Genomic DNA, 14,064 nt, shown 5'->3' on the forward strand with positions numbered 1-14,064 from the left:
TGGTGACACGCCGGGGACAGCGCTGGACTGGCGCGGGCGCCGCGATATGCAGGTGCGATGACATCAGCGCCCAAAGCCGCCAAGGCTCCCGATCGCGAAACCACCGAGCGCATCGTCGATGCCGCGCGCGCCGTCATCGCCGAGCGCGGCCTGGAGGGCGCCGGGCTGCGGGTGGTGGCCGAGCGCGCCGGCGTGTCGGTCGGCACGATCAACTATCGCATCGGCGATCGCGCCGCGCTGATCGAGGCAGTGGCGGATCGCGAGACGGCGCTGCTCGAAGGCGCCCGCGAACGCTGGCGCGCGCGGGTCGGCACCGCCGATGTGCTTGCCGCCGGGCTGCTGCCCGATCTCGCCGCCGCCTGGCTGGACGAGGGGGCGGGCGAGCGGCGCGTCTCGGCGATCGTCACCGCCGAACTGGCGCTGGCCGCACGGCGTGAGCCCGAGGCGCTGCCGGGTGTCGCGCGCTTGCTGGCGGCGAGCGAGGATATCTGGCGCGATGTGCTGGCGGGATCGCCCGGCGCGGGGCGGCTCGCGGCGATCGTCGCCGATTATTGCTTCGACGAGCAACCCTTCTCGATCCTGCTCGCTGCCGAGACCGACTATCGCCTGCTTCGCGCCTCGACGATCCGCGCGCTGCTCGCTCCGCATTGGCCGCGCGTCTCGCCGGCCGCGAGCCGGTGGCACATGCAGGTCGTCGAACGGCTGGCGGTGCCGTCGGCGGCGGCGCTCGATGATGGCGCGCCGCCGCAGGGGCTGAAGGCGGTGATCGCCGACCGCATCGGCGAGCTGCTGCAGGCGCATGGTTTCGCGACGGTCTCGCACCGGCGCGTCGCGCAGGCGGTGGCGGCGCCGGTGTCGACGATCGCGCATCATTTTCCCGCACAGCGGGATCTCGTGCTCGGCGGCGTCGAGGCGATGTACCGCAGCATGCGCGCGGCGCTGCGCCGCACCGACGATGCGAGCGCCGGCGGCTTCGGCGTGATCCTGCTCACCCATGAGGCGGCGCTGACCGCGCTGCGCGATCCGGCGCTGATCCCGTTCGCGATCGATATGCGCCGCCGTCGCGCGGAAAACGTCCACATGATGGTGGCCAAGGCGCTGGGAATCGAGGCCGCAGCGGCGCGCGATATCACCCAGGCGGTGATCATGGCGCTGATCGGGCAGCACATCCGATTGGGTGCGCGGGGCGAAGGCGTTTCGCTCGTCCGTTTCGCCGCCGAACTGCGTGATACCGTACGATCGTCTGAAGGATAAATCTAAAAAGGGATAATTTCCGGTACGGTCGTCTTAAAAGCGTAATCGTCCGCTCCTAGGGCGCGCTCCAACGCATCAATGCCAGGGAGTCGTGCAATGTCCGGATTCGGGGGAAAGAAGAGCTTTTATCTGCGGTCGGCGGCGCTGATCGGCGCGCTCGCGCCGTTCGCCGCTTCGGCCGCACAGGCGCAGGAAAGTGCGGCGCCGGCCGCCGAGGCGGGGGACTCGCTGCCGGAGATCGTCGTCACCGCCGAGCGCCGCCGCGAAAGCAGCCAGCGCGTGCCGCTGGCGATCCAGTCGATCGACGGCGAGGCGCTGGCGCAGGTCGGCTACACCTCGGTCACCGACCTGCAATATGTCATGCCCGGCGTCCAATATGATCCGACGCAGGGCGCCGCGTTCCAGATCCGCGGCGTCGGCAGCACCTCGTTCGACTTTTCCAACGCCAAGTCGGTCAGCGTCGTCGTCGACGATGTCGTGATGGACGGCCAGCGCGCCAACGGCCTGACCGGCCTCGTCGATATCGCGCGCGTCGACGTGCTGATGGGGCCGCAGGGCACCTTGTTCGGCAAGAACGCCACGTCCGGCGTCATCGCGGTCTCGACCAACCAGCCCAGGCTCGGCGAGACGACCTTCCGCGGCAGCGCCAGCTATGGCGAGCATGAGGAGCGCATCCTCAATGCCACCGTCAACCTGCCGCTTGGCGACATCGCCGCGCTGCGCGTCTCGGGCTTCGAACAGGCGCAGGACGGGTTCGGCCGCAACGTCACCCTCGACCGCCTCGTCGGCTCGACGCACGAATATGGCGGCCGCGCGCGGCTGCTGCTCGAACCGTCCGATGCGCTGAGCTTCACCCTCTCGGGCGACTATGCCTATCATTGGGACAGCAGCGTGCGCACGCCGGTGTCGGGCCAGCCCGCCAACGTCACCGCCTTGCTCAACGCGCTCGGCGTGTTCCCCAACCCGAAGAATGCCGACACCGCCGACTCCTCCTTCGGTGAGATCACCACCGAGGAATGGGGCACCTCGCTCAAGATCGAGGCGAAGCTCGGCGACCACGACCTGACGTCGATCACCGCCTATCGCTACACGCGCTACGACAACTCCACCCCCGCCAGCCTGCTGCCGGCGGACCAATATTCCTACATCCCGTTCAACCTCGGCGCGCTGGATACCGACAAGGTCAGCCAGGAAATCCACATCGCGTCGCCCACCGGCCGGTTCGTCGAATATCTCGCCGGCTTCTTCTACAACGATCTGCGCGCGCGGCAGACGCAGCTGCAGTGGGCCACGCTGGGCGCGCCGCTCTATGACGCCAACGGCACGCCGCGCCCGACCCTGATCGCGCTGACCGGCGCGATCGGCGTCGATGGCAATTCATCGCTGTTCGACGCGCGCAACGAGACCATCGCCGGCTTCGGCCAGGTGAAGTTCAACGTCACGCCGCAGCTCAGCCTGACCCTGGGCGGCCGCTACACGTCCGACAGCAATTCGCAGAGCCTCGACTTCGTGACGATCGATCCGCTGCCGATCGCCGGCTATACTCCGAATTTCGTCGGATCGAGCGCGGCGCCGGCCCTGTCCTACGGCAAGGTGAAGGGCGACAATTTCTCCTACCGGATCGCCCCGCAGTTCCAGATCACGCCGGACGTACTGCTCTATGCGACCTATTCGACCGGCTACAAGCCGGCGGGCATCGCCTTCGTCGGCAACAAATATGCGCCCTATCGCGACGAGACGGTGAAGAGCTGGGAAGCCGGCATCAAGTCCGAATGGTTCAACCGCCGGCTGCGCGTGAACCTCGACATCTTCCGCTCGGACTTCAAGGATTTCCAGGCGACCATCCTCACCAAGATCCCCGATGGCGCGGGCGGGCTGCTCGATGCGACGGTGATCGGCAATGCCGGCGGCCTGCGCACGCAGGGCGTGGAGGGCAGCATCGCGGCGCAGCCGGTGCGCGGCCTCACCCTGTCGGGCGCGCTGACCTACACCGACGCGAAGTTCACCGACTATGTCTACAACGCGACGACCAACTATACCGACACGCGGCTGACCAACTCGCCCGAATGGTCCGGTACCGCCGCGGTCGATTATGAGCACCGCTTCGATTCCGGCTTCGGCGTGCGCGCCCATGCCGACTATGCCTATCGCAGCGAATATTGGACGGTGGTCGGCCAGCCCGCTTACTCGCGCGTGCCCGGCTATGGCCTCGTCAACGGCCGGCTGACCGTCTCGCTGCCCGACAGCAATGTCGAGTTCGGCGTCTATGGCCGCAACCTGTTCGACACCTATTTCTCCACCGGCTGGCAGAATTACGGGGCGCTCGGCATCCTGCACTACACCTCGCCCAACGCCCGCCGCACGCTCGGCGGCTTCGTCAACGTCAACTTCTGATCCCGGGAATCCGAACATGTCCTTCCGCATGATCGCGGGGCTGGCGTCGGCGCTTGCGCTGGTCGCCGGCACCGCCGCGGCCCGGCAGGCCGCCAGCCCGTCCCCGCCGGCAGACGATCTGCCGATCAACGCCATCCAGGTGATCGGCACCCACAACAGCTATGCGCTGCCCGCCGATCCCCGCACGATGGCGCTGCTCGCCCCGCGCCTTACCGCGCTGATGAAGGGGATGATGGCGCAGATGACGCCCGAGCAGAGCGCGGCGATGGCCGACGAGCATCCCGGCAGCCTCGCCGACATCGCCAGGTCGCTCGATTATGTGCAGCTGCCGCTGGAAGCGCAGCTCAGGATGGGCGCACGCAGCCTCGAGATCGACCTCCACCCCGATCCCAGGGGCGGCGCCTATGCCGATCCGGTGCCCTATCGCATGCTGCGCGAAAAGGGCGAGACCGACCTTGCGCCGATCTATCGCGAGGACCTGGTCAAGCCGGGGATGAAGGTGCTCCACGTCGCCGATCTCGACTTCCGCAGCCAGTGCCCCACCTTCCGCTCCTGCCTGACGCGGCTGAAGCAATGGTCGGACTCCGAACCCGGCCACAGCCCCGTCTTCATCCTGCTCGAACCCAAGATGTCCGGGCTCGAACGCGCCATCCCCGGCGCGGTGCCGGTGCCGCCGTTCGACGCCGCGGCCTTTGCCGAGGTGGACGAGACGATCGCGAGCGTGCTGGGGCGCGACAAGGTGCTCGCGCCCGACGATGTCCGCGGTGGGTTGCCGACGCTCGAAGCCGCGGTGCTGGCCAGGCGCTGGCCCACCGTTGCGCAGGCGCGCGGCAAGTTCGTGTTCCTGTTCCTCGTGCCGGGGATGAACCTCAAGGCGTTCGCGCCCTATCTCGACGGCCGCCCGTCGCTGCAGGGGCGCATGGCGTTCGTCCAGGGCAAGCCGGGCATGGCCCACGCCGCCTTCATGATGTTCGACAATGCGCTGACCCGCCAGGCGGAGATCCGCGCCGCGGTGGCGAAGGGCTATCTCGTCCGCACCCGCGCCGACATCGATACGATCGATGCGCGGCAGAACGATCCGAAGCGCAAGGATGCGGCGCTGGCGAGCGGCGCGCAGATCATCTCGACGGATTACCTCACCGCGCCGAACATCTACGGCAACGACTATCACCTGACGCCGTTCGCCGGCGGGTGGCGGTGCAATGCGGTGGTGGCGCGGTGTGAAGGGAGGAAGTGAGGGGCCTTCCGGGACTTGAGCCCGGCGCTCGGCGACATGAGCCTATAGAACGAACGGTTGCATAAACACCGTTCGTCCCGAGCGAAGTCGAGGGACGAGTCGCGCGAAGCCGGGGAGGGTGGCGTTCCTGCCACCCGTGTCTTGCATCTTGCGGTCAGCCCGATCTGGTAGTCCAGAAGGGCGACCGCCGGGGGTGGCCACCCCCGGCGGTCGGACGGACGGGACCGAGTGTCCCTTGGTTCGAGCCGTAGTCGAGATCGGTCCGTCCGTCCCTTCAAGTCTGGCCTGAACAGATGAAGGGGAGCAAGTCCCGTATGCAAGGAAAGGTCGAGGACAAGTCGCTGCCGGAGGTCCATGTCGGCGTCGATGTGAGCAAGGCCAATTTGGACATCCACATTCACCCGGTGGGCGAGCAGCTGCGGGTGAGCAACGACAGTGCCGGGCATGACCGCCTGGTCGAGGTGCTCGGCCGGTTCGCGGTGAAGCTGGTGCTGATGGAGCCGACGTCGCGCTATCATCGGGACGTCCAACGCCATCTGCATGATGCCGGACTGCCGGTGGCGCTCGTCAATCCGCTGAGGGCCAGGCTGTTCGCCGAGGCTGCCGGCAAACTCGCCAAGACCGATGCGATCGATGCCGCCATGCTGGCATTGATGGCCGATCGCTTCGGCCTCTCGGCATCCGAGCCGGTGAGCCGGCGGCAGGAGGAGCTTCAGGAACTCGTCAGCGCCCGCACCGCGGCGCTCGCCGAACAGACCGCGCTGCGCAACAGGCTCAGCGTCACGCAGGGCAGCTTCCTCAAGAGCGAACATAAAAGAAGGCTGAGCTCGATCGCCACGCATATCGATCGCATCGAGGTGAAGATCGAGGAACTGATCAAGGCTGATGCCGAGATGACGCGCAAAGCCAAAATCCTGCGATCCATCCCCGCCATCGGCCCCATCAGCACCCAGGCCTTCCTCTCATACCTCCACGAACTCGGCCGCATTACCAACAAGCAGGCCGCAGCCCTCGTCGGCCTCGCGCCCTTCGCCCGCGACAGCGGCGGCATGCGCGGCAAGCGATCCATACGCGGCGGACGCGCCGAGCTCAGATCCACCCTCTACATGGCCGCGCTCGTCGCCAGCCGCCGCAACCCCGACTTGAAGCGCTTCTACGATGGCCTTCTCGCGCGCGGAAAAGCTCCAAAGCTCGCCCTCATCGCCGTCGCACGAAAACTCGTCGCGCTTGCCAACACCCTCATCACCAAAAATCGCGTGTGGGCGCCCAAACCCGCTTGACCTGGAAGACAGATGCTCGACTTCGCTCGACACGAACGGGTTCTGTTTCGCTCGACACGAACGGGTTCTGTTTCGCTCGACACGAACGGGTTCTGTTGGCCCCGCACGGACCGAACCGGGGCGGGCCGGGCCGGGGGCGGGGCGATCCGCCCCTTCACATCACACGTTGAACCGGAACAACAGCACGTCGCCATCCTTGACGACATACTCCTTGCCTTCGGACCGCAGCTTGCCGTTGTCGCGCGCGCCGGCTTCGCCCTTGAACTGGATATAATCCTCATAGGCGATCGTCTCGGCGCGGATGAAGCCGCGTTCGAAATCGGAGTGGATCGCACCCGCGGCCTGCGGTGCCTTGGAGCCCACCGGGATCGTCCAGGCGCGGGTTTCCTTGGGGCCGCAGGTGAAGAAGGTCAGCAGGTCGAGCAGCGCATAGCCGGCGCGGATCACGCGGGCGAGGCCGGTTTCCTCGAGGCCGAGGTCTGCCAGGAACACGGCGCGATCTTCCGGATCCATCGTCGCGATCTCGGCCTCGATCGCGGCGGAGACCACCACCGCCTGCGCGCCCTCGGCCTTCGCCTTCTCGAACACGCGCGCCGACTGGGCATTGCCGTCCGCCGCGCTCTCTTCCTCGACGTTGCAGACATAGAGCACCGGCTTGGCGGTGAGGAGCTGCGCCTGCAGCAGCACGCGCGCTTCCTCCTCGTCCCTGGGCTGGGTCAGCCGGGCGGGCTTGCCCTCGCGCAGCAGTTCGAGCGCCTGGCCGAGCACGGAGGCCGCGACCTTCGCCTCCTTGTCGCCCTGCGCCGCCTTCTTGGCGAAGGCCGGCACGCGCTTTTCGAGGCTCTCGAGGTCCGACAGCATCAGCTCGGTCTCGACCGTCTCGGCGTCGGCGATCGGATCGACCTTGTTGTCGACATGCTGGATGTCGTCATTCTCGAAGCAGCGCAGCACATGGACGATCGCGTCCACCTCGCGGATGTTGCCGAGGAACTGGTTGCCCAGGCCCTCGCCCTTGCTGGCGCCGCGCACCAGCCCGGCGATGTCGACGAAGCCGAGCTGCGTCTCGATGATCTTCTGCGAACCGGCGATCTCCGCCAGCCTGGTCAGGCGCGGATCGGGCACCGCGACCTGTCCGACATTGGGCTCGATCGTGCAGAAGGGATAGTTCGCCGCCTGCGCCGCCGCGGTCTCGGTGAGCGCGTTGAAGAGGGTGGACTTGCCGACGTTCGGCAGGCCGACGATGCCGCAGCGAAAACCCATGGGAAAAGCTATCCTGTCTTGTGATGCGGCGCCCGGCACCGCGAGATTCCGCGCCAGATAGGAGCAAATCGTCGCGAAGACCAGCGCTCCACCCACTATGCGCGCATGGCGGTGGGGCGTAGGAACAAGTCGGGGGAGGGAAGGCGATGCGCCGGACAAGGTGGTAAGGCTTTTTCTCGGCTTCCTGCTGGCACCGATGCCCCTTTTGCTGCCCATCATGTGGTTCGCGATCGTCGTGTCCGATACGGGGCCGCTGCCCGTGCAAATCGCGCGGATGCTGACCATCGCCGCTTTCATCTACGGCCCGACCCTGTTGTTCGGCGTGCCCACGCATGTGCTGCTGCGGCGCTTCGGCAAGCGCCGGCTGTGGCACTATCTCGCCGCCGCGATGGCGCTGCCGGTGCTGGCGACGCTGGCCGTGTTCATCATGGAGATCATCCGGACGGAAGATTACGGCTCGTTCGGCGCGCCCGCCGCAATGATCGGCAGCCTGTTGGCGCTCGCCGCGGCGCTCACCGCGCTGCTGTTCTGGCTGATCGCGATCTGGCGGTCGCCCGAACCGGGCCAGATCGCGCGGACGAAGCTTTCGGCCGTGTTCGATTGATCCTGGCGTCCATCCGCCCACCACGTCGCATGGAATTTCGCTCCGGATGGGATCAAATTCCGGATGGCGCCCGCGCCCGATGCGCTATGCCCGAGCGGACGAAGGCCAAGCATGGGGGGAAGGCAGGCGATGCCCTGGACAAAGGCGGCAAGGGTTTTGCTGGGGTTCATGCTGGCGCCCGTTCCCGTGTTGCTGTGCGCCTGGTCCAACACGCTCTGGTTGACCAAGGCTATGGGCGGCCATGAGAACCCGGCAAATGTTCTGCTGCTGGTGTCGGTCCCGATCTATGCGGCCGTCGCGCTCCTCGGCCTGCCGATGCACCTTGCGCTGAACTGGATCGAGCGTCGCGGGCTCATCCATCATCTGTTGGCCGGCCTCATCCTGTCGTCGATCATTGCGATCGGTCCCGTCCTGGGTGGCGAGGGTGATCTCGCACTCAGGATCTCCCTCTTGGGCAGCGTGCTGTTCTTCACAGTGCTCACCGTGATCCTGTTCTGGCTGATCGCGGTCTGGCAGCCGCGCTGGCCAAGCTGGCCAAGCTGGCGGCGCGGCTCGGTGCAAGATGTGCTGGGCAGAATGAGGGCGGTGCCAGCGATCGAATCACCATCCGCTATTGCGGTGCTGATGGCGCGTCTTCGCAAGGGGCGCGGGGGACAGAAGGTGCGATGGACGCGGGTGTTGCGGGTTTCTCTGGGATTCCTGCTGGCGCCGATCCCGATGCTGTTGCTCTTCTGGTCGACGGCGCTGTTGTATCTCGGAACGTTCGGGCGGCACGAAGATCCGAACAAGGTTCTGCTGATGGTGCCGGTGTGGACCTATGGCCTCTCTGTCCTCATTGGCATTCCGATCCATGTGTTGCTGCAGCGAAAGGGCTGGCGGGGCATTGCGCATTACTTGGTCGCCGGCGTGATCCTTTCGATGATCATGGCCTGCTTTGGCCTTGGGTTGGAGTTCAGCTTGTTCGGCCTTTTCACGAGCTTCATGCTTTATGCTCATCTGATCACCGTCACCGTGCTGCTGTTCTGGCTGATCGCGGTCTGGCAGCCGGGAAAGACGATCCGGGCGCTTCGTGCAGCATTCCACCGTCGCCGGCCGTCGCATGGCTGAGGCGAATAGCGTTCGCCCGGCGCGTTCGGCGGCGCGGCAGCGCGTCTGGCATGACCTGCTTGGGCTGATCGTGGCGCCGGTGCCGGCGGCCATGCTGTGGGTGCTCGACCGGCTGTGGCGATCGGGCGATGTCGTTTCGGGGCCGGGCGACTGGTTCGACGCGATCATCGGCCTGACCGCCGGCGCCTATGGCATCGCCCTGCTGTTCGGCCTGCCCGTCCACGAATTGCTCTGCTGGCGAAGGCGCGATGCCTGGTGGCATTATGCGCTGGGCGGCGCGGCGGTGACGGTGGAGATGTTCCTGATCTTCCTGGCCGTCGCGTCCAAACCGTTCGCGGAGGAACTGGTCATGCTGCCGACCATCGCCGCGCATGTGATGCCCACCGCCTTGCTCTTCTGGCTCGTCGCGGTCCGACCCCGGCGCAAAGCGGCCGGATCGCCGCCGCCGACCTGAGCCGCCGGCCTCAGTCCTTCCTTTTGTCCTCCAGCACCGATCGCCCGCGCTCGCGCACCACCGCCTCGATCATGCCGGACATCATGCCGAGCAGCGGCGGCAGCACCAGGCTCACGCGCACCAGATGATCCTGCACGTCGAGGTCGCAGACCACGTCCTGCCCCATCGCGCTGACCACCACGTTCATCCGGTCTTCGGAGGGCCAGGACGATCGCACCTCGGCCATGCCGCCGGGGATGTGCTTCGGCAGATCGCCCACCTTGGCAGCCATGCGGCGGCGCACCTCGGCGCGGTCGAGCTTGTGGGGGATGTCGATGACGAGGGGGTTTGACATGAGGGGTCTACGCGCGCCTTGATGTGGATGTTCCGCGGCCGGGCGGGGTTGAAACCGCCTGTGCCACCGCCAACCTCGCGGAACAAGGCGCCGTCCGGCGTCGCCCTCTTTGGACGAGAGATGATGATCAACGCCAACCCGCTGCTCGCCGACGACGACCTTCCCGATTTCGCCGCGATCCGCCCCGAGCATATCGAGCCGGCGATCGAGGTGCTGGTTGCCGAGCATCGCGCCGCGGTGGAGCGGATCACGGCGTCTGACGATGGCAGCTTCGCCGGCGTCATCCTGCCCGCCGAGCGCGCCGATTTCGCGCTGACGCGCGGCTGGCAGCCCGTCACCCACCTGACCGGCGTCGCCGACAGCCCGGCGCTGCGCGAGGCGCATGCCGCCGCAGAGGCCAGGCTCGTCGCCTATCTGATGGAAGCCGGGCAGAACCGCGCGCAATATGACGCGATCCGCCGTGTTTCCGAGGCCCGCGAATTCGACCGGCTGACGCCTGCGGAGCGCCGCGCGGTGGAACTGGCGCTGCGCGGCTTCCGCCTCTCCGGCGTCGCGCTGGAAGGAGAGGCGCGCGACCGCTTCCTCGCCATCGGCATCGAACTCAGCCGGCTCGGCACCGAGTTCGGCAACGCCGTGCTCGACGCGACCGAGGCGTGGAGCGAGCATGTGACCGACGCGGCGTTGCTCGATGGCGTGCCCGAGACCGACAAGGCGATCCTTGCCGCCTATGCGGCGGAGCAGGGGCTGGAGGGCTGGCTCGTCCGCCTGCGCCAGCCCAGCCTCAAGGCGATCCTGTGGCACGCCACCAACCGCGACCTGCGTTACCGGGTCTACCGCGCCAACGTCACCCGCGCCTCCGAACTGGCCGACGATCCGTCGTTCGACAATGGCGCGCGGATCGAGGCGATCATGGCGCTGCGGCATGAGGCGGCGCAACTGCTCGGCTTCGCGGATGCGGCGGCGCGCTCGCTGGAAACCAAGATGGCGGCGAATGTCGACGAGGCGCTGGCCTTCCTCGGCGATCTCGCGCGACGGGCGCGGCCGATGGCGGAAGCCGAACTCGCCGCCGCGCGCCGCTTCGCCGCCGACCGGCTGGGCATCGATGCGCTGGAGCCGTGGGACATGAGCTTCGTCGCCGAAGCGATGCGGCGCGAGTTGCACGGCGTCGACCAGGAGGCGATCAAGGCCTATCTGCCCGCGCCGCGCGTGCTGGAAGGCACCACCGCGCTGATCGAGCGGCTCTACGGCATCCGCCTCGTCGCGCGCGCGGACGTGTCGCTGTGGAACGCGGATGCGATCTTCTACGACGTGCTCGACGGGGTCGGCACGGTGATCGCCGGCGTCTATCTCGATCTCTATGCGCGGTCGGACAAGCGCGGCGGCGCGTGGATGGACGTGTGCCGCCCGCGCTTCCGCGACGCCGACCGCTTCCACCGCCCGGTCGCCTTCCTCACCACCAATTTCGCGCCGCCCGCCGGCGGCAAGCCCGCGCTGCTGACGCACAACGACGTCGTCACCCTGCTGCACGAGTTCGGCCATGTGCTGCACCATCTGCTGACCGAGGTCGACCTGCCCTCGATCGGCGGCATTTCCGGCGTGGAATGGGATGCGGTGGAACTGCCGAGCCAGTTCATGGAGAATTTCGCGTGGGACCGCGCGGCTTTGCTGTCGCTGACCGGCCATGTCGAAACCGCCGAACCGCTGCCCGACGCGCTGTTCGACAGGATGCTCGCTGCGCGCCAGTTCCAGGCCGGGCTGCAACTGCTCCGCCAGATCGAATTCGCGACCTTCGACCTGCGCCTCCACCACGGCTTCGACCCCAAGGACGGCGCCCGCACACTGGCGACGCAGGCCGCGGTGCGCCGCGACGTCTCCGTCTTCCCGCCGCCGGAGTGGGACCGTTTCGCCAACGGCTTCACCCACATCTTCGCGGGCGGCTATGCCGCGGGCTATTATTCCTACCTCTGGGCCGAACTCCTCTCTGCCGACGCCTTCGAACTGTTCGGCGAACAGAATGCCGCGGGCGCCGGCGCCACCGCCTTCCGCCGCGAGATCCTGGCCGCCGGCGCGAGCCGCCCCGCCGCGGACAATTTCGCGGCGTTCGCAGGCCGTCCGCCGAAGATCGACGCGCTGCTGCGGATGAAGGGGTTGGCGGCGTAAGGCGGAGTTTGGTATTGTGTCCCCGAAATTTTCCTGGCCAAAAAGTTCCCCGCTTACCGCCGGCTCCACGCAGACCGCCGGTTTCGCGGCCTGCTCCGGAAGGTAGGCCACCAGAAATTGCACCACGCTCTGGACCACCTTCGCCAAACGGGAAGTCACCGCCGCCATCGGCTCCTACGCCGCCGTCTGCAGCTGCGCCGCCATCTGCTCCCTTGTCTCCGCCGCCGCCATCGCCTCCTTTGCCCCCGCCACCTCCAGTTATTAAGCCGTCTTGAGAAATTCGCGATCAGAAGAAAGAAAATAGTATGACCGACGTGGGCGATCTTGAGAAAACGGCATACAAGCTAATCAAAAATGGAGATTACGAGGCTGCCGTAAAAGTGTTGATAACGCTTTCTGAACTTGATTCATCCTATGCGCTTCTCAGTCTTGGATGGATTTATGACTCTGGAAAGATTGGTATTTCAGATTCACGACGTGCTGCTAAATATTATGAGAAGGCGGCGATGCTGGGATCGGGATCTGGTTTCTTCGAGCTTGGACGCTTGCGTTACGACGAAGGAAATCTAGTTGAGTCGCGCAGAATATTTTCTGATGGATCGAATATCGGTGATATTCGATGTCTGGCGTGGTATGGATCGATGATGGCAAAGGGAGAGGGGGGAGAAAAAAACGTGGAAGAAGCCATCAAAATTCTTGAGGTCGCTTCAGAAGGCGGACAATTAATCGCAAAGAGGGTTCTTATTGGCCTTAAAATTGATTCATCTGATTCATTGCTTATGAAGTTATTTCTTTACATGAAGATTATTCCTCTATCATTATTGGCTGTCTATGAGGCTATTCGAGACCCCTATTCGGATCGAGGGTATCGATGAAGGTGGCGTTGTAAGGTCGGCGTGGCAGGCAGCGGCGAGGGGTGATATCGATTGCGGATGTCCCGCAAATCCTTGGCTAGGCTCAGGACTCACTGATCAGAGTCAGAAGATGACAGTGGCGGCGAGCGCGACGGGGGAGAAGAAAGCGGTAGGGCAGCGGTCGTAGCGTGTCGCGACCCGCGCCAGTCCTTGAGGCGGCCGGGTAATTTCAGGGACACAATACGAAATAGACGCCGTCCTCCCCATCTGCTATCCCACCGCAATGGCCCGCCTCTCCCGCATCGTCATTCCCGGTGTCGCGCACCATGTCACCCAGCGCGGCAACCGGCGGCTTCCGATCTTCTTCTCGGACGATGACCGCGCCGCCTATCTGGCTTTGGTCGCGCAGGGCATTGCCGCCGCCGGCGTGCGCTGCCTCGCCTGGTGCCTAATGGACAATCATGTCCATCTCGTGCTGGTGCCGGAAGATGAGGACGGGTTGCGCGCGGCGCTCGGCGAGGCGCATCGCCGCTACACCAGCCGTGTGAATGCCCGCGAGGGGTGGAGCGGCTATCTGTTCCAGGGCCGCTTCGCCAGCTATCCGATGGACGACGCCCATCTCATCGCCGCGATCCGCTATGTCGAGAACAACCCCGTCGCCGCGGGGCTGGCGACGGAGGCGGGCGACTGGCGCTGGTCGAGCGCGCGGGCGCATGTCGCCGGCAGGCGCGTCGCCGACGATCCGCTGACCGATGTCGCCGCCCTCGGCCGCCACGTACGCAACTGGCGCGCCTATCTGGCGCGCGGCATCGAAGCCGCGGACGAGGCCGAAACCGCCGACGCGATCGAGGCCCGCCTCCGCACCGGCCGCCCGCTCGGCGACCCCGGCTGGATCGCCGACATGGAGACGCAGACGGGCCGCGCGCTCGCACCGCGCAAGCGCGGTCCGAAGCCGAAGGCGGAGAGTTAAGTATTGTGTCCCCGAAATGAGCGGCTACGTAGAATCCGCGATAGCGCGGCGAACGCGCGCCATCCTATCCTCGATCCGGCAAGGAGGACGGGCAGATGGCTTCACTTCGCAAGACGATCGCCGACAACAAGGATGTCGCCTTCGTCACGATCCTGA

General features: G+C 66.2%; 12 protein-coding genes and 1 pseudogene. 10 read left to right on the plus strand and 3 right to left on the minus strand.

Annotated elements, in window-relative coordinates; genetic code table 11:
* The first annotated feature begins 57 nt into the window (after positions 1-57).
* The 4 genes from NX02_RS00460 to NX02_RS00475 all read left to right on the plus strand — a co-directional run bounded on the left by NX02_RS00460 (position 58) and on the right by NX02_RS00475 (position 6,165).
* On the plus strand, positions 58-1,254 hold the full coding sequence (locus NX02_RS00460; protein ID WP_025290249.1) for a TetR family transcriptional regulator: 1,197 nt from the start codon (positions 58-60) through the stop codon (positions 1,252-1,254).
* A gap of 96 nt (positions 1,255-1,350) precedes the next feature.
* On the plus strand, positions 1,351-3,648 hold the full coding sequence (locus NX02_RS00465; protein WP_025290250.1) for a TonB-dependent receptor: 2,298 nt from the start codon (positions 1,351-1,353) through the stop codon (positions 3,646-3,648).
* A 16-nt stretch (positions 3,649-3,664) separates the two neighbouring features.
* The gene (locus NX02_RS00470) at positions 3,665-4,885 is read left to right on the plus strand and encodes a Ca2+-dependent phosphoinositide-specific phospholipase C (RefSeq protein WP_025290251.1); all 1,221 of its coding nucleotides are present in this window, start codon (positions 3,665-3,667) and stop codon (positions 4,883-4,885) included.
* Positions 4,886-5,199: 314 nt separating this feature from the next.
* On the plus strand, positions 5,200-6,165 hold the full coding sequence (locus NX02_RS00475; RefSeq protein WP_025290252.1) for an IS110 family RNA-guided transposase: 966 nt from the start codon (positions 5,200-5,202) through the stop codon (positions 6,163-6,165).
* A gap of 159 nt (positions 6,166-6,324) precedes the next feature.
* Here NX02_RS00475 and ychF read toward each other — a convergent pair whose 3' ends face one another.
* Positions 6,325-7,425 (minus strand): redox-regulated ATPase YchF, encoded by a 1,101-nt coding sequence (gene ychF / locus NX02_RS00480; protein WP_025290253.1) that lies wholly within the window; start codon positions 7,423-7,425, stop codon positions 6,325-6,327.
* Positions 7,426-7,585: 160 nt separating this feature from the next.
* Here ychF and NX02_RS00485 point away from each other — a divergent pair, with 160 nt between their 5' ends.
* The 3 genes from NX02_RS00485 (at position 7,586) to NX02_RS00495 (ending at position 9,590) form a co-directional block, all read left to right on the plus strand.
* Positions 7,586-8,029, plus strand: coding sequence for a hypothetical protein (locus NX02_RS00485; protein WP_039996335.1), 444 nt, complete (start codon positions 7,586-7,588; stop codon positions 8,027-8,029).
* A 156-nt stretch (positions 8,030-8,185) separates the two neighbouring features.
* A complete protein-coding gene (locus NX02_RS00490; RefSeq protein ID WP_025290255.1) occupies positions 8,186-9,136 on the plus strand; it encodes a hypothetical protein in 951 nt (316 codons plus the stop codon).
* Complete coding sequence (locus NX02_RS00495) at positions 9,129-9,590, plus strand: hypothetical protein (protein ID WP_025290256.1); 462 nt, start codon at positions 9,129-9,131, stop codon at positions 9,588-9,590. The genes NX02_RS00490 and NX02_RS00495 overlap by 8 nt, the downstream gene beginning before the upstream one ends.
* 10 nt (positions 9,591-9,600) lie before the next feature.
* On the opposite strand, the gene NX02_RS31965 is transcribed toward NX02_RS00495, so the two are convergent.
* Positions 9,601-9,924: a polyhydroxyalkanoic acid system family protein gene (locus NX02_RS31965; protein ID WP_025290257.1), complete on the minus strand. Its 324-nt coding sequence runs from the start codon at positions 9,922-9,924 to the stop codon at positions 9,601-9,603.
* Positions 9,925-10,047: 123 nt separating this feature from the next.
* On the opposite strand from NX02_RS31965, the gene NX02_RS00505 reads away from it, so the two are divergent.
* Complete coding sequence (locus NX02_RS00505) at positions 10,048-12,084, plus strand: M3 family metallopeptidase (protein WP_025290258.1); 2,037 nt, start codon at positions 10,048-10,050, stop codon at positions 12,082-12,084.
* Between the two features lie 305 nt (positions 12,085-12,389).
* Complete coding sequence (locus tag NX02_RS31970; protein ID WP_158013840.1) at positions 12,390-12,959, plus strand: tetratricopeptide repeat protein; 570 nt, start codon at positions 12,390-12,392, stop codon at positions 12,957-12,959.
* Between the two features lie 102 nt (positions 12,960-13,061).
* Here the strand turns inward: NX02_RS31970 and NX02_RS31975 are convergent.
* A pseudogene (locus NX02_RS31975) lies at positions 13,062-13,159 on the minus strand (IS5 family transposase); the annotation flags it as partial.
* A gap of 62 nt (positions 13,160-13,221) precedes the next feature.
* Between NX02_RS31975 and NX02_RS00510 the strand changes: the two are divergent.
* Positions 13,222-13,908, plus strand: a complete 687-nt coding sequence (locus NX02_RS00510) for a transposase (protein WP_025290259.1) — start codon at positions 13,222-13,224, stop codon at positions 13,906-13,908.
* Positions 13,909-14,064: the final 156 nt, after the last annotated feature.

Origin of the sequence: Sphingomonas sanxanigenens DSM 19645 = NX02 (genome assembly GCF_000512205.2) — a bacterium.
GTDB lineage: Bacteria > Pseudomonadota > Alphaproteobacteria > Sphingomonadales > Sphingomonadaceae > Sphingomonas_D > Sphingomonas_D sanxanigenens.

Excerpts from the sequence above, each read along its gene's own strand:
- NX02_RS00470 (WP_025290251.1), top strand. The coding sequence starts at position 3,665 with ATGTCCTTCCGCATGATCGCGGGGCTGGCGTCGGCGCTTGCGCTGGTC.
- NX02_RS00510 (WP_025290259.1), top strand. The coding sequence starts at position 13,222 with ATGGCCCGCCTCTCCCGCATCGTCATTCCCGGTGTCGCGCACCATGTC.
- NX02_RS00495 (WP_025290256.1), top strand. The coding sequence starts at position 9,129 with ATGGCTGAGGCGAATAGCGTTCGCCCGGCGCGTTCGGCGGCGCGGCAG.
- NX02_RS00505 (WP_025290258.1), top strand. The coding sequence starts at position 10,048 with ATGATCAACGCCAACCCGCTGCTCGCCGACGACGACCTTCCCGATTTC.
- NX02_RS31965 (WP_025290257.1), bottom strand. The coding sequence starts at position 9,924 with ATGTCAAACCCCCTCGTCATCGACATCCCCCACAAGCTCGACCGCGCC.
- NX02_RS31970 (WP_158013840.1), top strand. The coding sequence starts at position 12,390 with ATGACCGACGTGGGCGATCTTGAGAAAACGGCATACAAGCTAATCAAA.
- NX02_RS00460 (WP_025290249.1), top strand. The coding sequence starts at position 58 with ATGACATCAGCGCCCAAAGCCGCCAAGGCTCCCGATCGCGAAACCACC.
- NX02_RS00475 (WP_025290252.1), top strand. The coding sequence starts at position 5,200 with ATGCAAGGAAAGGTCGAGGACAAGTCGCTGCCGGAGGTCCATGTCGGC.
- NX02_RS00465 (WP_025290250.1), top strand. The coding sequence starts at position 1,351 with ATGTCCGGATTCGGGGGAAAGAAGAGCTTTTATCTGCGGTCGGCGGCG.
- ychF (WP_025290253.1), bottom strand. The coding sequence starts at position 7,425 with ATGGGTTTTCGCTGCGGCATCGTCGGCCTGCCGAACGTCGGCAAGTCC.